This window comes from Stenotrophomonas sp. RIT-551 (assembly GCF_026241915.1).
Taxonomy (GTDB): domain Bacteria; phylum Pseudomonadota; class Gammaproteobacteria; order Xanthomonadales; family Xanthomonadaceae; genus Stenotrophomonas; species Stenotrophomonas bentonitica_A.
Genome location: NZ_JAPJIU010000015.1, coordinates 58,108 through 75,629, shown reverse-complemented (window position 1 = coordinate 75,629; position 17,522 = coordinate 58,108). Strand labels below are relative to the sequence as shown.

Annotated in this window: 16 protein-coding genes and 1 pseudogene; all 17 read right to left on the bottom strand. The window is 67.1% G+C overall.

The genetic code is table 11. The features are described 5' to 3' along the window. Positions 1 to 516, bottom strand: a 516-nt coding sequence (rnhB, locus tag ORK51_RS15540) for a ribonuclease HII (RefSeq protein ID WP_266085652.1), incomplete at its 3' end; no start/stop codon positions are given. Beyond that, positions 513 to 1,685, bottom strand: a pseudogene (gene lpxB / locus ORK51_RS15535) (lipid-A-disaccharide synthase); the annotation flags it as partial. The pseudogene lpxB and the gene rnhB, both read right to left, overlap by 4 nt. A 104-nt stretch (positions 1,686 to 1,789) precedes the next feature. Then, positions 1,790 to 2,581 carry an acyl-ACP--UDP-N-acetylglucosamine O-acyltransferase gene (lpxA, locus tag ORK51_RS15530; RefSeq protein ID WP_046272049.1) on the bottom strand — a complete coding sequence of 264 codons (792 nt, stop codon included), beginning with the start codon at positions 2,579 to 2,581 and terminating at the stop codon, positions 1,790 to 1,792. A 19-nt stretch (positions 2,582 to 2,600) separates the two neighbouring features. Further along, the gene (gene fabZ / locus ORK51_RS15525; RefSeq protein ID WP_019184406.1) at positions 2,601 to 3,056 is read right to left on the bottom strand and encodes a 3-hydroxyacyl-ACP dehydratase FabZ; all 456 of its coding nucleotides are present in this window, start codon (positions 3,054 to 3,056) and stop codon (positions 2,601 to 2,603) included. Further along, the gene (lpxD, locus tag ORK51_RS15520; protein ID WP_046272048.1) at positions 3,053 to 4,075 is read right to left on the bottom strand and encodes a UDP-3-O-(3-hydroxymyristoyl)glucosamine N-acyltransferase; all 1,023 of its coding nucleotides are present in this window, start codon (positions 4,073 to 4,075) and stop codon (positions 3,053 to 3,055) included. The genes fabZ and lpxD overlap by 4 nt, the downstream gene beginning before the upstream one ends. 512 nt (positions 4,076 to 4,587) lie before the next feature. Continuing rightward, complete coding sequence (bamA, locus tag ORK51_RS15515; protein ID WP_070426936.1) at positions 4,588 to 6,954, bottom strand: outer membrane protein assembly factor BamA; 2,367 nt, start codon at positions 6,952 to 6,954, stop codon at positions 4,588 to 4,590. 73 nt (positions 6,955 to 7,027) lie between these two features. After that, positions 7,028 to 8,386, bottom strand: coding sequence for an RIP metalloprotease RseP (gene rseP / locus ORK51_RS15510; protein ID WP_266085645.1), 1,359 nt, complete (start codon positions 8,384 to 8,386; stop codon positions 7,028 to 7,030). Between the two features lie 34 nt (positions 8,387 to 8,420). Beyond that, entirely contained in the window at positions 8,421 to 9,611 is a 1,191-nt protein-coding gene (locus tag ORK51_RS15505; RefSeq protein ID WP_266085643.1) for a 1-deoxy-D-xylulose-5-phosphate reductoisomerase, read from the bottom strand. Between the two features lie 2 nt (positions 9,612 to 9,613). Further along, entirely contained in the window at positions 9,614 to 10,438 is an 825-nt protein-coding gene (locus tag ORK51_RS15500) for a phosphatidate cytidylyltransferase (RefSeq protein ID WP_046272045.1), read from the bottom strand. After that, complete coding sequence (gene uppS, locus ORK51_RS15495; protein ID WP_087947514.1) at positions 10,435 to 11,169, bottom strand: polyprenyl diphosphate synthase; 735 nt, start codon at positions 11,167 to 11,169, stop codon at positions 10,435 to 10,437. The genes ORK51_RS15500 and uppS overlap by 4 nt, the downstream gene beginning before the upstream one ends. A gap of 41 nt (positions 11,170 to 11,210) precedes the next feature. After that, complete coding sequence (gene frr, locus ORK51_RS15490) at positions 11,211 to 11,768, bottom strand: ribosome recycling factor (RefSeq protein ID WP_019184399.1); 558 nt, start codon at positions 11,766 to 11,768, stop codon at positions 11,211 to 11,213. 99 nt (positions 11,769 to 11,867) lie between these two features. After that, positions 11,868 to 12,596, bottom strand: a complete 729-nt coding sequence (pyrH, locus tag ORK51_RS15485) for a UMP kinase (protein ID WP_019184398.1) — start codon at positions 12,594 to 12,596, stop codon at positions 11,868 to 11,870. A gap of 133 nt (positions 12,597 to 12,729) precedes the next feature. Continuing rightward, a complete protein-coding gene (locus tag ORK51_RS15480) occupies positions 12,730 to 14,229 on the bottom strand; it encodes a GGDEF domain-containing protein (RefSeq protein ID WP_070426939.1) in 1,500 nt (499 codons plus the stop codon). A gap of 192 nt (positions 14,230 to 14,421) precedes the next feature. Then, positions 14,422 to 15,300, bottom strand: a complete 879-nt coding sequence (gene tsf / locus ORK51_RS15475) for a translation elongation factor Ts (protein WP_070426940.1) — start codon at positions 15,298 to 15,300, stop codon at positions 14,422 to 14,424. 126 nt (positions 15,301 to 15,426) lie between these two features. Continuing rightward, on the bottom strand, positions 15,427 to 16,251 hold the full coding sequence (rpsB, locus tag ORK51_RS15470) for a 30S ribosomal protein S2 (RefSeq protein ID WP_019184395.1): 825 nt from the start codon (positions 16,249 to 16,251) through the stop codon (positions 15,427 to 15,429). A 214-nt stretch (positions 16,252 to 16,465) separates the two neighbouring features. Further along, positions 16,466 to 17,176, bottom strand: coding sequence for a fimbrial biogenesis chaperone (locus tag ORK51_RS15465; RefSeq protein ID WP_070426941.1), 711 nt, complete (start codon positions 17,174 to 17,176; stop codon positions 16,466 to 16,468). Then, positions 17,176 to 17,454 carry a hypothetical protein gene (locus ORK51_RS15460; protein ID WP_070426942.1) on the bottom strand — a complete coding sequence of 93 codons (279 nt, stop codon included), beginning with the start codon at positions 17,452 to 17,454 and terminating at the stop codon, positions 17,176 to 17,178. Before ORK51_RS15460 ends, ORK51_RS15465 begins: the two co-directional genes overlap by 1 nt. Positions 17,455 to 17,522 lie beyond the last annotated feature (68 nt).

The window sequence follows — 17,522 nt, the reverse complement described above, 5'->3', positions numbered from 1 at the left end:
GGGATGGGCGTCGTGCAAGCGCTGCATGAAGCGGTCGCGGCTGACTTTGGCCAGGATCGAGGCGGCCATGATGGCGCGGTCCAGGGCATCGCCGCCGATCAAGGCCTGGGCCGGGCAGGGCAGGCCCTTGGGGACGACGTTGCCGTCGATGCGGGCGAACTGGGCGACGTGGGCGACGCCTTCGACGGCGCGGCGCATGCCGAGCATCGTGGCCTGGTAGATGTTGAGCGTGTCGATTTCGCTGACGTCCACCATCACCACGTGCCAGGCCAGGGCGCGGTCCAAGATCTTGTCGTAGAGCTGGTCGCGGCGGGCAGCGGTGAGCTGCTTGGAGTCGTCCAGGCCGTTCAGGCGTGGGCGGTCGGGGCAGAACACGACGGCGGCGACGGCGACCGGGCCGGCCAGGGGGCCGCGGCCGGCTTCATCCACGCCGGCCACGTAGCGCGGGGCCACGGTGGCAAGGGCGGCGCCGTCGAACAGGGCCAGCGAGGCGGCAGCGGCGTGGCGACGGCTCATGCGGCGCGACCGCCGTTGGGACCGCGTTCGAGCAGGTCGGTCACCGCGTCGGCGGCGCGTGCGGAGGCATCGCGGCGCAGTTGCAGGTGCAGGCGTTCGTAGGTGTCGTGCAGGTCGATCACGCGCTGGGGGTGGTCGAACCACTGCAGGATTGCGGCGGCCAGTTTGTCCGGCGTGCAGTCGTGCTGCATCAGTTCCGGGGCAAGGTCCTTGCCGGCCAGGATGTTGGGCAGGGCGAAGCGGTCGACCTTGAGCAGGCCCAGCGCTTTGACGATGCGGTAGGTGAGTTCGGCCACGCGGTAGCCGACCACCATCGGGCGCTTGACCAGCATCGTCTCTAGGGTGGCGGTACCGGACGCGAGCACGACCACGTCGGCGGCGATCATCGCGGTGCGCGCGTTGCCGTCGAGCAGGTGCGAATGGGCGACCGGCAGGGCCGAGGCGGAGAGCTGCTCGCTGATTAGCTGGCGGCAGGCGGCGTTGGCCGCCGGCACCACCACGTGCAGGCCCGGAATGCGTTCGGAGACCTGCCAGGCGGCTTCAAAGAACGGCTCGCCAAGCTTGCCGATCTCGCCCAGGCGGCTGCCCGGCAGGACCGCCAGCACTTTGGCATTGGAGGGCAGGCCGAGCTCGGCACGCGCCTGTTCGCGATCATTGTGCAGCGGGATGTCATCGGCCATCGGGTGGCCCACGAAACGGGCGTCGATGCCGTGCTTGGCGTAGATCGGCGGTTCCATCGGGAACAGGCACAGCACCAGGTCGGCGCTGGCCCCAATCTTCTCGGCACGCTTCTCACGCCAGGCCCAGACGGAAGGGCTGACGTAATGAACGGTGCGGATGCCGCGGTCCTTCAGCCAGCGCTCGACGCCGAGGTTGAAGTCCGGTGCGTCGATGCCGATGAACACGTCCGGCTGCCACTCCAGCGCACGCGCGCGGAACTCGCCGCGCAGTTTGAGCAGACGCGGCAGGTGGCGCAGGATTTCGGTCAGCCCCATCACCGCCAGTTCGCTGGCATCGAACCAGGTCTGGCAGCCGGCGCTGCGCATGGCATCGCCGCCGATGCCGGCGAACTCGGCGTTCGGGAAGCGCAGGCGCAGCTCGCGGACCAGGCCGGCACCGAGCAGGTCGCCGGAGGCTTCGCCGGCCACCAGGGCGATCCGCACCGGGCGGTCGGAGGTGCGCACGGCCAGCGTCTGTTCGACGCTGGTCGCCAGCGCAGCGAGCGGAACGATCTCGGCGGTCGTGATGCCCGGGGTGTGCCCGCCTGGACCCGTCATCGCAGCAGGGGCCGCTCGGCGCTTTCGATGAAGTCCAGCAGATCCTTCACATCGGCGCTGTGGCTGGCCTGTTCGGCCAGCTGCACCTTGGCTTCGGCCAGCGGCAGGCCGGCCACGTACAGCGTGCGGTAGGCGCGCTTGATGCTGGCGATGCGTTCGGCGTCGAAGCCACGGCGCTTGAGGCCTTCGCTGTTGATGCCGCGCGGGCGGCCCAGGCTGTCGCTGCCGACCATGGTGAAGGGCGGCACGTCGCCGTTGGTCAGCGCACCCATGCCGAGGAAGGCGTGGGCGCCGATGCGGCAGAACTGGTGGGCACCGGCGAAGCCGCTGATGATCACGTAGTCGCCCACGGTGACGTGGCCGGCCAGCGTGGTGTTGTTGGAGAACACGCAGTGGTTGCCGACGTGGCAGTCATGCGCCACGTGGGTATAGGCCAGCATCCAGTTGTCGTTGCCGACCGTGGTGATGCCGCCGCCACCGGCGGTGCCACGGTTGATGGTGACGAATTCGCGGATGACGTTGTCATCGCCGATCACCAGTTCGGTGCGCTCGCCTTTGTACTTCTTGTCCTGCGGCTCGCCACCGATCGCGGCATGGCCGATGAAGCGGTTATTGCGGCCGATCCGGGTCGGGCCATGGATCGAGCAGTGCGGACCGATCTCGGTACCGGCACCGATCTCCACGTCCGCACCGATCAGGCAGAACGCACCCACGCGCACATCCGCAGCCAGCGTCGCCGACGGGTCGATGACCGCGGTGGGGTGGATGAGAGGGGCGTTGTCACTCATTGCAGTTCTCCTGCCAGGATCATTCGCGGGTGCCGGCGCACAGCACTTCGGCGCAGGCGACGATCTCGCCATCGACCTTGGCCACGCAGTCGTACACCGCCATGTTGCGGATCACGCGCTTGATCTCCACGTGCATTTCCAGCACATCGCCGGGCACGACCTGCTTGCTGAAACGGGCCTTGTCCACCTTGACCATGTAGAACAGCTTGGACTGCGCATCGCGGCCAAGGGTGAGCTGGGTGAGCACGCCGCCGGCCTGGGCCATGGCTTCGATGATCAGCACGCCGGGCATGATCGGCTGGCCCGGGAAGTGGCCCTGGAAGAACGGCTCGTTGATGCTGACGTTCTTGGTGGCGACGATCTTCCGGTTCTCGAAATCGAGCGAGATCACCTTGTCCACCAGCAGGAACGGATAGCGGTGCGGGATCAACTGCTGGATCTGGTTGATGTCCGGCAGATTCTGGTTGTTGCTCATTCCTTCTCCTTGCTCACAGACAGGATGCGCCGGGCGAGCGCATCGAGCTGCTTGAAGCGCGCGGCATTCTTGCGCCACGTGCGGTTGTCGGTCAGTGGGGTGCCGGAGGAGTACTCGCCCGGCTCATGAATGGAGTTGCGCACCACCGATTTGCCGGTGATGACGACCTTGTCGCAGATTTCGAGGTGACCGACGACGCCGACGGCGCCGCCCAGCAGGCAGTAACGGCCGATCTTGGCGCTGCCGGCGATGCCGGTGCAGCCGGCGATGGCCGAGTGGGCGCCGATCTGGACGTTGTGGGCGATCTGGACGAGGTTGTCCAGGCGCACGTCGTTTTCCAGCACGGTGTCTTCCAGCGCTCCGCGGTCGACGCAGGTGTTGGCGCCGATCTCGCAGTCGTCGCCGATGCGTACGCCACCCAGCTGGGGCACCTTGATCCAGTGGCCGGCATCCATGGCCAGGCCGAAGCCGTCGGCACCGAGCACGGCGCCGGGATGGATGCGCACGCGCTTGCCGAGCTTCACGCGGGTGACCAGGGTCACGCGGGCGATCAGTTCGCAGCCGGTCTCCAGGGTGCAGTCTTCGCCGATCACGCTGCCGGGGCCGACGATGCAGTTCTCACCGACCACGCTGCGGGCACCGATGGTGACGAACGGGCCGATGTGGGCGCTGGCGGCGACCTGGGCGTCCGGATCGATGCAGGCGCTGGGGTGGATGCCCGGCGCGCGCGGCGGTGCGATGTCGAACAGCGCGGCGATCTTGGCGAAGGTGGTGTACGGGTCCTTGGCGACCAGGGCGGCGCCGGGCGCGGCCTCGGCATCCTCGGCACGCAGCACGACGATGGCGGCCTGGCTGTCGGCCAGCTGCGCGCGGTAGCGCGGGTTGGCCAGGAAGGTGAGCTGGCCGGGGCCGGCATGGGCGAGCGTAGCCACGCCATGGATGGCAGTGCTGCCATCACCATGGACCTGCAGGCCAAACTGCTCGGCGAGTTGCTGGGCGGTATAGGTAGGAGTGTTCACCGGGGGAGTTTACCGTGTGATGCCGAAACGGTCATGCGGGGCGGGGGTTCTGGGGTGTGTTGGGCGGTTTGTTGCGGCCCGGCGCATCCGGGGCGATCGCGCGGCGCCGTGGCGGGCAGCCACCACGGACCCCGATGGTTCAACCCGCGCGCGGCAGGGTAGTGCCGGCCGCTGGCCGGCTCGCATTGATCCCGGACGTTCGTGCCGACCAACGGTCGGCACCTACCCAGAGCGGCATCGAACGACCAGTGCCACCCCAAAGCGGCATCGAACGATCAATCCCAACCCAAAGCGGCGCCGACCCATGATTGGTTCGAACCCCGATCGGCACGGCGCCATGATCGCTCCCAGCGCCCAAACGAAAACGCCGGGCAAAGCCCGGCGAATGCGTACCGCGTCTGGTGGAGAGGCACCCTTCTGTCAAGGGGGCCGCGCCGACGGCGCGGGGGATAGGAGGAACCGTTGGACCCCAAGGTTTGCTGCACAAACCTTGGGCAATTCACGTTAGGCGGTCAGAACTGACCGCCGAACGTGAATTGCAGACGCTCGACTTCGTCGCCGTCTTCCTTCTTGAGCGGGAAGGCGTAGCTGATCGAGATCGGGCCGACCGGGGCGCGCCACAGCAGGGCCACACCGGTGGAAACGCGCAGTTCGTTGGCCTTGAAGTTGTCCACGCCGTTGTAGACGTTGCCGAAGTCCACGAAGGCCGAGATGCGGGCCGAGGGGCTGTCGAACAGGCGCGGGAAGTAGGCTTCGACCGAACCGACGGTCTTCAGCGAGCCACCCAGCGGCTGGCCGCGGTTGTAGCTCAGGGTCGGTTCCGAACGCGGGCCGAGGGTGTTGTCCTCGAAGCCGCGCACCGAGTTGGTACCACCGGCGTAGAAGTTCTCGTAGAACGGCAGGCCCGAGGCGGTCACCACGCGGGTGCTGCCATCCGGGTTGGTGATCACGCGGGTGGTGTCATTGCCGTAGCTGTCGCCGTAGCCGACTTCGGCGCGGGTGTTGATGACCAGCTGCGGGATGATCGGCCAGTACTTGGAGAACTGGTAGTTCAGCTTGTAGTACTCGACGGTCGAGCCCGGCAGCGTGGTTTCCAGGCCCACGCGCTGGTAGGTACCGCGGGTCGGCATGAAGTAGTCGTTGCGGGTATCGCGCGCCCAGCCCAGCTCGGTGCGCCAGGAATGGAACGTGCGCTGGCCGATGGCGTCGATGTAATCGATGATCGCCTGCGGGGTCGAGCCCTGGTAGGTGGTGATCTGGTTGCTGTCGATGCCCACCATCAGCGAGACGGTGTCGTTCTCGGTGATCGGCACGCCGAACACCACCTGCGCGGCACCGTTGGTGCTGTTGTACTGCGCGGTGTTGAAGTCGGAGTAATCCAGTTCGCGCCAGGACAGGTTGTAGCCCAGCGAGACGCCGTCATCGGTGAAGTACGGGTTGGTGTAGCTGAAGCCGTAGCGCTGCAGGTAGCTGCTGCGCGAGGCCTCGACCGACACGCGGTTGCCGCCGCCGAGGAAGTTGTTCTGCGACAGCTGCACCGAGGTGGTCATGCCGTAGGACTGGGAATAGCCCAGGCCGAACACGAAGCTGCCCGAGGTGGTTTCCTTGACGTTGTAGACCACGTCGACCTGGTCGTTGCTGCCGGTGACCGGCGGCGTTTCCACGTCCACCGATTCGAAGTAGCCCAGGCGCTGCAGGCGGATCTTGGAGCGGTCGATCGCAGCCTGGGAGTACCAGCTGTTCTCGAACTGGCGCATTTCACGACGCAGCACTTCGTCGGAGGTGCGGGTGTTGCCCTTGAAGGTGATGCGGCGCACCGACACGCGCGGGCCGGGAACGACCTGCATGTTGATGGCCACCGTGCGGTCGGCACGGTTGCTGGTCGGGATCGGGTTCACCTTGGCGAACGCGTAGCCGATGTTGGACAGCGAATTGGTGATCTGGTCCGAGCTGAATTCCAGCAGCGCACGCGAGAACGTGTCGCCGGACTTCTGGATCACCATGCGCTCGACATCTTCCTGCGGCAGGATGGTGTCGCCGGTGACCTTGATCTCGGAGATCTTGTACTGCTCACCCTCGGTCACGCCGGCGGTGATGAACATGTCGCGCTTGTCCGGGCTGATCGAGACCTGGGTGGAATCGATGCTGAAATCCACGTAGCCGCGGTCCAGGTACCAGCCGTTGAGCTTTTCCAGGTCGCCGGACAGCTTTTCCTTGGAGTACTGGTCATCGCGGCGGTACCACGAGGCCCAGTTGTGCTCCTTGGATTCCCAGGTTTCCAGGATGTCCTTGGCCGGGAACTTCTCGGTGCCGACCAGATTGACGTGCTGGATCTTGGCGGCCTTGCCTTCCTTGATCGCGATGGCGATGTCCACGCGGTTGCGGTCCAGCGGGCTCACCGTCGGGGTGATGTCCACGTTGTACTTGCCACGGTCGTTGTACTGGCGGCGCAGTTCCTGGGTCACGCGGTCCAGGCTCAGGCGGTCGAAGGTGCCGCCCTCGGTCAGGCCGATGTCGCTCAGGCCCTTGAGCAGCTGGTCGCTCTTGATGTCCTTGTTGCCGGTGACGGTCAACTTGTTGATCGCCGGGCGTTCCTTGACCGTGACCACGAGGATGTCGCCCTGGCGGTTGAGCTGGACGTCTTCGAAGAAGCCGGTCTTGTACAGCGCACGGATGGTTTCACCGACCTTGTTGTCGGTGATGGTGTCGCCACGTTCCACCGGCAGGTAGGTGAACACGGTACCGGAGGTGATGCGCTGCAGACCATCCACGCGGATGTCGCTGACGGTGAAGGGCTCGGCTGCCTGCGCCAGGGCGGGCGCGCCGAAACCGGCAACGAGTGCGAGGGCCAGCAGGCGGCGATTGGGGAGTCGCGTCATGTCACGTCCGGTTGGAGTCGATTTCAACATTGCGGGATGCCGGCGCATAAGACGACGACAAAAGGAAAAAAGTTCATCGCGGGACCAGGCCGAGGATGTCGTTGTAGAACGCCAATCCCATCAGCCCCGCCAGCAGCGCCAGGCCCACATACTGCCCGGCAGCCATGGCGCGCTCGCTCAGCGGGCTGCCCTTGACCAACTCGATAAGGTAATACAGCAGGTGCCCGCCGTCCAAGATGGGGATGGGCAACAGGTTGATGATGCACAGGCTCAGCGACAGCAGGGCCAGGAAATACAGGAACCAGTCCAGGCCACGTTTGGCCGAGACATTGGCGACCCGGGCAATGGTGACCGGGCCGGAGATGTTCTGCAGCGAGGCATTGCCGGTGACGATGCGGCGCATCATCCCCAGTGAATCCCCCGCCATCCGGGCGGTTTCACGCAGGGCGACCGGCACTGCCGCAAACGGCCCGAACTTGAGCTCAGCGTCGTATGCCGGGGCATGGGTCTCGGGGAAACCGATGCCGATCTGCCAGGTCGGCTGGCCGCGGCCGTCCACGCCCTGGCGGGGGGTGATCTCCAGCGCCAGCCGCTCGCCGCCGCGCAGGACGTCGATCATGCCGGGCCCACCGCGCTGGCCGAGCGCGGCGATCTGCGCCGGGACCTGGTCGGCACCTTCGATGCGCTGGCCGTCCACGGCCACGATCAGGTCGCCGGGCAGCAGCACGCCCTGGGCAGCCGCATCGGGCAGGACCTTGTCCACCAGCGCCGGCTGCAGCCAGAACTGCCAGCTCAGCCCGGTCAACTGGGGAACGCGGCGCTCATCGAAGCCGGTCGGCAGCTGGGACAGGGGCAGGGTGCGGGTGCGTACCTGGTCCAGGCCATCGAGGACCTCGACCTGGGCATCGTGACGATCCATCGCCGCGGTGGTCAGCGCCATGCTGGCCTCGCCGGCGGTGGCCACGCTGCGGCCATCGACCTTGACCACACGGTCCCCGGCCTGCAGCCCCGCGGTCTGGGCCATGCCGGTGGTGCGGCCGATGGTGGCCGAGTAATCCTGTTTGCCGATCACGAACATCGCCCACAGCAGGGCGATGCACAGGATCAGGTTGGCGGCCGGACCGGCGGCGACCACCGCGATCCGCTGCCACACGGTCTTGTGGTTGAAGGCCTGGCCGCGCTCGGCGGGATGTACTTCGACCTCGCGCTCGTCCAGCATCTTCACGTAGCCACCCAGTGGAATGGCGGCGATCGCGAATTCGGTGCCCGCGCGGTTGCGGCGCGACCACAGCGGCTTGCCGAAACCGACAGAAAAGCGCAGCACCTTGATCCCGCAGCGGCGGGCGACCCAGTAGTGACCGAACTCGTGGAACGTCACCAGCAGGCCAAGGCTGACGATCATCCACCAGACGGATCCGATGAAATCACCCATGGTGATCAGCACTGTAAGGGGGCGTGTGGGGCATTCAGGCGTGGTCGATGGCGGCTTGGGTGATCTGGCGGGCGCGCTGATCGGCGGTCAGCAGGCCCTCCAGTGTATCGGCGGACTCGCTGGACAGTGTTGACAGAGCGTTAGCGACCAGCGCTGGAATGGCAAGGAAAGCTGCCCGCCCCTGAAGAAACGCTGAAACCGCGACTTCGTTGGCGGCATTGAGGATCGCCGGGGCGGTCCCGCCGGCGGCCATGGCCTGCCAGGCGAGCTTCAGGCAGGGGAATGCCTCGGTGTCCGGGGCTTCGAAATCCAGCCGGCCCTGGGTCAGCAGGTCCAGCCCGCCGACCCCGGATTCAATGCGCTGCGGCCAGCCCAGGCCGACAGCCAGGGTGGTGCGCATGTCCGGCAGGCCCATCTGGGCCAGGGTCGAGCCGTCGACGAACTCGACCAGCGAATGCACCAGGCTCTGCGGGTGGACCAGGACGTCAATACGCTCGCCCGGCACGCCGAACAGGTGGTGGGCTTCGATGACTTCCAGCCCTTTGTTCATCAACGTCGCCGAATCGACCGAGATCTTCGGGCCCATCGACCACTTCGGGTGCGCCACGGCCTGGGCCGGGGTGACCTGGGCCAGCTGTTCGCGGGTACGGCCACGGAACGGGCCCCCGGAGGCGGTCAGGATGATCCGGCGCACGCCGGCACCGTCCAGGCTGGCATCGCGCGAACGCAGGCACTGGAAGATCGCGCTGTGCTCGCTGTCGATCGGGATGATCTCGGCCCCGGCGGCAGCGGCCTGGCGCATCAGCAGCTCGCCGGCCAGCACCAGCGATTCCTTGTTGGCCAGCAGGATCCGCTTGCCGGCCGCGGCGGCGGCCAGGGTCGAGGACAGTCCGGCCGCGCCGACGATCGCTGCGACCAGCGTGTCGCAGACATCGCTGGCGGCCAGCTGGTCCAGCGCCCCGGCGCCGGCATGGGCCTGGGTGGCCAGGCCGGCGTCACGCAGGCCGTCACGCAGGGCGGCGTACAGCGATTCATCGGCGATCACGGCATGGGCCGGGCGATGCACGGCGCACAGGGCAACCAGCGCATCGACCTGGCGGCCGGCGGCGAGCACGGTGACCTGGTAGCGGTCCGGATGGCGTGCGATCACGTCCAGCGCGGATGCGCCGATCGAACCGGTGGCGCCGAACACGGCGACCTGGCGGGGGGCGGAAGCGCTGGCCATGGTTAGAACCCGAAGATTTCCTTGCCGAGTGCGAACACCGGCAGGGCGGCGAGGACGCCGTCGATACGATCGAGCACGCCGCCATGGCCCGGGATGATGTGGCCCGAGTCCTTGGCACCGGCGTGGCGCTTGATCAGGCTTTCGTACAGGTCGCCCAGCACCGAGGCGAACACGGTCACCACGGCGGTGATGACCAGGCCGATCAGGTGGCCGCTGTCGATCCCGGCCAGCCAGCCGAAGCCCAGGGCCACGATCAGGCCGGCGACCATGCCGCCGCCAAGGCCTTCCCAGGTCTTGTTGGGGCTGATCCGCGGGGCGAGCTTGGTGCGGCCGAAGGTGCGGCCGGCGAAATAGGCGCCCGAATCGGCGGCCCAGACCACGGCCAGCGCGGTCAGCAGCCACAGGTGGCCGTTCTCGCCACTGGCATGGATCAGCACCAGCGATGCCCAGGCGGGCACGATCGCCAGGGTGCCGGCGAGCAGCTTGAGGGCACGCGCCGGGCTGCTGGGGCTGGCGCCGAAGTTGAAGAAGCGCAGCCACAGCAGGGCCAGCAACCACCACCCGATGCCGACCAGCGCGGCGATCTGGTACAGCACCAGCGAGCCGGCATCGGCCCACACGATCAGCACCATCAGCACCAGGTTCAGCACCAGCAGGATGGTGCGGGCCAGGGTGTCTTCCACGTCGGCCAGCTTCAGCCATTCCCACAGGCCGATCAGGAACACCGCGGCAGCGGCAGCGGCCAGCCACTGGGTCGGCAGCATCAGGATGGCGAGGATGGCGACCGGCGCCATGATCAGCGCGGCGATGACTCGGGTCTTGGTCATGGGGAAGAGGTCTCGGTGGCCAAGGCGGCGATCTGGGCGCTGGTCAGGCCGAAACGGCGTTCACGCGAAGCATAGGCGTCGATCGCCTGCTGCAGGACGGCGGCGTCGAACTCGGGCCACAGTACGTCGGTGAACCACAGTTCGGTGTAAGCCAGCTGCCAGAGCAGGAAATTGCTGATGCGGGTGTCGCCACCGGTGCGGATGAACAGGTCCGGCGGCGGCAGGTCTGCCAGGGCCACGCGGCTGCTGAGCATCGCTTCGTCGATCTGCTCGGGCAGCAGGCGGCCAGCCGCGACCTCGGCGGCCAGTTCGCGTGCGGCGCGGGCGATGTCCTGGCGGCCACCATAGCTGGCGGCGATGCTCAGGGTCATCGCACGGTTGTCGGCGGTGCGTTGTTCGGCCAGCTGCATGCGGCTGACCAGCCCGGCGCCGAAGCGCTCGCGCTCGCCGATGAAACGCACGCGCACGCCACGGCGATGCAGCTCGTCCACTTCGCGGTCGAGCGCATTGAGGAACAGCTTCATCAACGCATCGACCTCATCGGTCGGCCGGCCCCAGTTTTCACTGGAGAAGGCGAACAGGGTCAATGCGGCGATGCCGTTGTCGAGGCAGAAATCGATGGTGCGGTTGACCGCGCGCGCGCCGGCACGATGGCCGATCACGCGCGGGCGACGACGCTTCTGTGCCCAACGCCCGTTGCCATCCATGATGATGGCGACGTGGCGCGGCATGGGCGCGGCAGTGCCGCTGGTCGGGGCCTGGGACATGGGGCTCAGACCGCCATCAGTTCCTTTTCTTTCTCGGCGACCACACTGTCGACGTCCTTGATGGACTTGTCGGTCAGCTTCTGGATGTCATCTTCGCCGCGCTTCTTGTCGTCTTCGCTGATCGCCTTGTCCTTGAGCAGGTTGGCGATCGCCTTGTTGGCGTCCTGGCGGATGTTGCGGATGGCGATCTTGGCGCCTTCGCCTTCCTTCTGGACCTGCTTGCCCAGCTCCTTGCGACGCTCTTCGGTCGGCGGCGGCAGGTTCAGGCGGATGACGGTGCCGGCCACGTTCGGGGTCAGGCCCAGATCGGAGGCGTAGATCGCCTTCTCGACGTCCTTGATCATGCCCTTGTCGAACAGCGTGATGACCAGCGAGTGGCCCTCGGAAACGCTGATCGAGGCGACCTGGTTCAGGGGGGTGTCGGTGCCGTAGGCCTTGACGGTGATGCGGTCCAGCAGGGCCGGGGAAGCACGGCCGGTGCGGATGGAGGTGAGGGTGTGCTTCAGAGCATCGATGCTCTTTGCCATGCGCGTCTGCGCGTCCTGCTTGATTTCGTTGAGCATCGCCCGAATCCTGGATGTAACTGGGAATCGGGCGATTATAGGCGAATACCGACCCTTTCCGGGCCGTTCAGGGCGCCCGGCGTGGGGCGCCGCTCAGGCTCAGGCGTTGTCGCGGCCCTGGACCAGGGTACCGATGTTGTCGCCGTGCAGGATCTTGAGCAGCTCGCCCGGCTGGCCCATGTCGAACACGCGCAGCGGCAGGTCGCTGTCGCGGGCCAGCGCGAAGGCGGCGGTATCCATCACTTCCAGGCCCCGGCGGATCACTTCGTCGTAGGTCAGGCTGTCGAAACGGACCGCGTCGCTGTACTTGTTCGGGTCCTTGTCGTACACGCCGTCGACCTTGGTGGCCTTCAGCAGCAGGTCCGCGCCGATCTCGATCGCACGCAGGGCGGCGCCGGAATCAGTGGTGAAGAACGGGCTGCCGACGCCGGCGGCGAAGATCACCAGGCGGCCCTTTTCCAGGTGGCGGATGGCACGGCGGCGGATGTAATCCTCGCAGACGTCGTTGATCTTGATCGCGCTCATCACGCGGGCCTTGGCGCCCAGCTTTTCCAGGGCGTCCTGCATGGCCAGCGCGTTGATCACGGTGGCGAGCATGCCCATCTGGTCGCCGGTGACCCGGTCCATGCCGCCTGCGGCCAGGCCGGCGCCGCGGAAGATGTTGCCGCCGCCGATCACCAGGGCCACTTCGGCGCCGGCCGCCTGGGCTTCCATCACCTCACGGGCGAGGCGGTGGATCACCTTGGGGTCGATGCCGTAGTCCTCGTCTCCCATCAGCGCCTCCCCGGAAACTTTCAACAGGATGCGGCGATAGGCGAGCTTTGACATGGCGATCTCTGGGTGCGTGGAAAACGCCCGGATTCTACTGGAAGCCGGGCCATCGGGCAGCATAAATTTGCTGCGGTGCGGCGCATGGGGGCGCTGTAGGGGCCGTGATGACGGCCCCGCGCGGGGGTAACGCTCAGGCCGGTGCGGTGCTGGGCGAGCGCGCGATGACCCGGTTGCGGCCCAGGTTCTTGGAGCGGTACAGCACGTCGTCGGCGGCCTTGAGCAGATCCTGGACATCGGCGAAACGCTCATAGCCCCCCTGGGTCGCCACGCCTGCCGAGAAGGTCACGAACAGCGGGCCGCTGGCGACTTCGGCCATCGGCGTGTTGACGATACTGGCCAGGACCCGGCGCACCACTTCCAGCGCGACCGGCTCGGTGGTGTTGGGCAGCAGCGCGATGAATTCCTCGCCGCCGAAGCGGGCCACCGTGTCGCTGTTGCGCAGCTGCTCCTGCAGCTTGGTGGCGAACATGCGCAGCACCTGGTCACCCATCAGGTGGCCATGGGCGTCGTTGATCTTCTTGAAGTCGTCCAGGTCGATGAAGGCGACCGAAAGCGGCCAGCCATGCCGGGTGGCGCGCAGGAATTCCTGCTCGAGCACGGCTTCCAGCTGGCGGCGGTTGAGCACGCCGGTCAGGGCGTCACGGTGCGCCTGCTCGGCCAGCCGGTTGGCGCGCGCTTCGAATTCATCCGCCCGCTTGCGGGCCAGGGCGGCATCCTGCATCTCGCGCAGGTTGCGCAGTGTGGCCAGCTCCTGGGCATGGTCGATCAGCTGCTGCACGCGCGAGGGCGAGAACAGCGGGGTCTCGAACAGGGTGCTGATGTCCGGCAGCGATTCACCGATGCGGCCCAGAACCTGGTCGAACTGGGCGCTGTCCAGGCCGAGCGTGTCATGTACCTGCTGCAGGGCGTGCTCGCGCGCGGCATCGGCATCGGTGCCGAGCCAGATATCGGCCACCGCGCCGGACAGGGCGACGCAGTTCTGGAAATTGTCATCGCCGGTGGCGGGCGATTCGCTGTGCGCGATGCTGTCCACCAGGTAGCGCGGCAGGCCCCATTCCTCGGCGACCCACGCGCCGACGTCGGCGTGGCTGCACTGCAGGTGTTCGCGCTCCAGGGCGACCAGCGCGTCGTTGTCGGTGGCCTGGCGCAGCAGCGGCAGGTAGGTGTCCGGTTGCGCCTGGGCCAGGGCCAGCACGCCGATATCCTGCAGCAGGCCGGCCAGCATCAGCTCTTCGGCTTTGCGCAGGCCGCGCGCCTGCCCCAGCAGGCTGGCGGCCAGGGCGCTGAGGATGCTGCGGCGCCACGCGCGCTCGCGCAGGTCCTGGCCGTCACCGGCGGCGGTCAGGTTCTGGGTCACGGTGAAGCCGAGGGCCAGGCTGACCGTGGCATTCAGGCCGAGCATCGTCAGCGCCTGGCCGAGATTCTCGATCCGGCGGCGGCTGGCATACAGCGGCGAATTGGCGATGCGCAGCATGCGGGCACTCAACGCCATGTCGATGGCGATGATGTCGGCGGCGGTGGTGATGTCCGCTTCCGGATCCTGCGCCAGTTCGATGATGCGCAGGGCAATACCGGGCGGGGAGGGCAGGTTGCGGCAGAGCGCCAGGGCGGCTGTCAGCTCGGGAGGCATGGCGGGGTTGTCAGTATGTTGGGGCAAGAATACCTGAGGTGCATCACAGTTTCGTCCTTGATTTCTTGCGTTGACGCGGCAGATCGGTTTGGGAGTATTGCCCTGATCCGGCACACAAAGCAAAGCCAGTGGACAAAAAAAAGAAGCCGCGGAGTCCGCGGCTTCTTTCGTAACACATTCGAGCAGTGAAGATCAGGCCAGGCCGGCCTGCTTCATCACTTCGGCGGCGTAGTCTTCCACCACCTTCTCGATGCCTTCGCCGACCGCCAGACGCTGGAAGCCGACCACGTCGGCACCGGCGGCCTTGAGGACCTGCTCGACCGACTGGTTGGTGTCCAGCACGTACGGCTGGCCGTACAGGGTCACTTCGTTGACGATCTTGGCGATCTTGCCGCTGATGATCTTTTCCAGGATATCGGCCGGCTTGGACTTGTCCTTGTCGGACATCTTGGCCAGTTCGATTTCCTTTTCCTTGGCAACGAACTCGGTCGGCACATCGGCGGCCTTGTTGTGCGGCGGGTTCATGGCAGCCACGTGCATGGCCAGGCCACGGGCCAGCTCTTCGTTGCCACCGGCCAGCTCGACCAGCACGCCGATGCGGCCGCCGTGCACGTAGGCAGCGACGTTGTTGGTCGATTCCAGGCGCACGATGCGACGCACGTCGACCTTCTCGCCAACCTTGGCGATGACGGCGGCGCGGGCTTCTTCGATCGTCTCGCCGGACGGCAGCTTGGCGGCCTTCAGGGTGTCGATGTCGGCAGCGCCCGAGCTCAGTGCGGTGGCAGCAACAGCCTTGGTGAAGTCCAGGAAGTTGCTGTCCTTGGCGACGAAGTCGGTTTCCGAGTTGACTTCGACCAGCACGGCCTTGCCGCCGTCCTGGGCCGCCACGATGATGCCTTCGGCAGCCACGCGGTCAGCCTTCTTGTCGGCCTTGGCCAGGCCGGACTTGCGCAGCCATTCGGCCGAGGCGTCGATGTCGCCGCCGTTTTCGACGAGTGCCTTCTTGCACTCCATCATGCCGGCGCCAGTGCGCTCGCGCAGTTCCTTGACCAGGGAAGCAGTGATTTCCACGGGATTTCCTCACGAAAGAAAGGGGTTGGGCCGGCATGGTGGCCGGCCCGTATGACAGTGTCCTGTCGTCGCGCCATCGGCAGCGGACAGGAGCGGTGGGCGCGCTGCGCCCACCGCGGGCCTGGATCAGGCCTGGGCTTCGCCAGCAGCCGGCGCGTCGGCGGCCGGAGCAGCAGCCTTCTTGGCCGGAGCGCGGCGGGCCGGCTTGGCTTCTTCGCCAGCAGCGGCTTCGCTGAACTCTTCTTCACGCACGGTGGCGGCGTGCGGCGCAGCAGCCTTGCCTTCCAGCACGGCGTCGGCAGCGGCGCGGGCGTACAGCTGCACGGCACGGATGGCGTCGTCGTTGCCCGGGATCGCGTAGTCGACCAGTTCCGGGTTGTAGTTGGTATCGACCACAGCGATCACCGGGATGCCGAGCTTCTTGGCTTCCTTGATGGCGATGTCTTCGTGGCCGATATCGATGACGAAGATCGCGTCCGGCAGACGGTTCATGTCCTTGATGCCGCCCAGCGAGGCTTCCAGCTTGTCGCGCTCGCGACGCAGGCCCAGCACTTCGTGCTTGACCAGCTTGTCGAAGCTGCCGTCGGTCTCACCGGCTTCCAGTTCCTTCAGGCGGGCAACCGACTGCTTCACGGTACGGAAGTTGGTCAGGGTGCCGCCCAGCCAACGCTGGTTCATGAACGGCATGCCGCAACGCTCGGCTTCTTCACGGATCGACTCGCGGGCGCTGCGCTTGGTGCCCAGGAACAGGATGGTGCCGCGCTTCTGCGCAACGCTGGAAATGAAGTTCATCGCGTCATTGAAGAGCGGAACGGTCTTTTCCAGGTTGATGATGTGGATCTTGCCGCGGGCGCCGAAGATGTACTGGCCCATCTTGGGGTTCCAGTAACGGGTCTGGTGGCCGAAATGGACGCCGGCTTCCAGCATCTGACGCATGGTGACCTGGGGCATTGCAGTAACTCCTGATAGGGAACCGGCCGCCACGGGTAATAGTTGGGCGGTCCGCCGCAAAGCGGGTGGTTCCGGGGTTTGGCTTCCCTGTCGCTTCCGTGACCGAACTCCTTGCGGAGCACCCCGGCACGGATATGGGCGGCAGGTGTGGATTCACCGGTGACGTCCGGTGTTGACGTGTTCCCTGCTTCGATGAGGCAGGAGATCCGGTCGATTATAGCCCGGCCCCGGCCCGCGCCGCAATCTCGGCGGGCGGGGCGGCCAGGATTGCTTCGGCGGCATGGTCCAGGCGGGCAAGGAAACGGCCGTTGGCATAGCCGTCAGGGCGGGCCGGCAGGGCCCAGCTGCGGGTACTGTGCGGCAGGACGTACCCGGCCAGTCCATCGATCAGGGGCTGGCGTCGGCCGCGCGCATCCACATACACCAGATCGGCAAGGTGGGCATGGGCCGCGCCTTCATTATAGAGGCGCAACACCGGCGCGGCGGGGCTGCCGGCCGCCGCCACGCGCAGGCGCGAGCCGGTGGCAGGGATGCTGGGTTCGAGGAACACCGGCAGGGAATAGCGCGCGGCGCCGGCGGCGGCCTCCGGCCCGGGGCTGAGCACCAGCCGGTATCCCTGTTCAACGGCCGCCGGCGCCGTCCCCAGCCGGACCACGCGCACGCGCTGGCCGCCGCCCGGGGCGATGGCCAGATGGGTCGGGCTCACGGCCACGTCGTCGGCGGGGAGCAGGCGTTCCTGGTCGCCCGCCTGCTCCCATCGGTACAGCCGGGCCTGGCCGCGCCAGGCGGTGCTTCCGGGGTTGCCCAGCCACAGTTCGGCCTGTGCCGCATCGGCCGGCACCGAGACACGGACCGGACGGATTTCCAGTGCCTGCGCGGGCAGGGCGGTCACGGCGATCAGCAGGGCAACCGGCAGCCATTGCATCAGTAGGTCACGGTGACAGGCGCGGTGCGACCGGTATCCGCGATGGCCGGACTCAATGCGGCCACCTGCGCGGGCACCGGATGCAGCGCGTCGCCTCGCTGGCGCGCGGGCCGGCAGGTGGGCAGCGCCTCCGCCCCGGGGCTGCGGCAATCGGCAACGATCCTTACCGCCACCTGCAGCGTGGCCGCGCTGCCTGCGCCGGGCCGCGCGGCGGCCGGCACGGCGGCGTACACGGCCAGCAGCCAGGCGAGGACGAAGGAAGGGGGGCGCGCGGGCATCGTGCATCGCACTGCGGAGGGATGCGAGCGTTAGCGGCCGCGACGGCCACGGCTTGAGGGCCTGGCCG

Excerpts from the sequence above, each read along its gene's own strand:
- lpxA (WP_046272049.1), bottom strand. The coding sequence starts at position 2,581 with ATGAGTGACAACGCCCCTCTCATCCACCCCACCGCGGTCATCGACCCG.
- fabZ (WP_019184406.1), bottom strand. The coding sequence starts at position 3,056 with ATGAGCAACAACCAGAATCTGCCGGACATCAACCAGATCCAGCAGTTG.
- bamA (WP_070426936.1), bottom strand. The coding sequence starts at position 6,954 with ATGACGCGACTCCCCAATCGCCGCCTGCTGGCCCTCGCACTCGTTGCC.
- rseP (WP_266085645.1), bottom strand. The coding sequence starts at position 8,386 with ATGGGTGATTTCATCGGATCCGTCTGGTGGATGATCGTCAGCCTTGGC.
- ORK51_RS15505 (WP_266085643.1), bottom strand. The coding sequence starts at position 9,611 with ATGGCCAGCGCTTCCGCCCCCCGCCAGGTCGCCGTGTTCGGCGCCACC.
- ORK51_RS15500 (WP_046272045.1), bottom strand. The coding sequence starts at position 10,438 with ATGACCAAGACCCGAGTCATCGCCGCGCTGATCATGGCGCCGGTCGCC.
- uppS (WP_087947514.1), bottom strand. The coding sequence starts at position 11,169 with ATGCCGCGCCACGTCGCCATCATCATGGATGGCAACGGGCGTTGGGCA.
- frr (WP_019184399.1), bottom strand. The coding sequence starts at position 11,768 with ATGCTCAACGAAATCAAGCAGGACGCGCAGACGCGCATGGCAAAGAGC.
- pyrH (WP_019184398.1), bottom strand. The coding sequence starts at position 12,596 with ATGTCAAAGCTCGCCTATCGCCGCATCCTGTTGAAAGTTTCCGGGGAG.
- ORK51_RS15480 (WP_070426939.1), bottom strand. The coding sequence starts at position 14,229 with ATGCCTCCCGAGCTGACAGCCGCCCTGGCGCTCTGCCGCAACCTGCCC.
- rpsB (WP_019184395.1), bottom strand. The coding sequence starts at position 16,251 with ATGCCCCAGGTCACCATGCGTCAGATGCTGGAAGCCGGCGTCCATTTC.
- ORK51_RS15465 (WP_070426941.1), bottom strand. The coding sequence starts at position 17,176 with ATGCAATGGCTGCCGGTTGCCCTGCTGATCGCCGTGACCGCCCTGCCC.
- ORK51_RS15460 (WP_070426942.1), bottom strand. The coding sequence starts at position 17,454 with ATGCCCGCGCGCCCCCCTTCCTTCGTCCTCGCCTGGCTGCTGGCCGTG.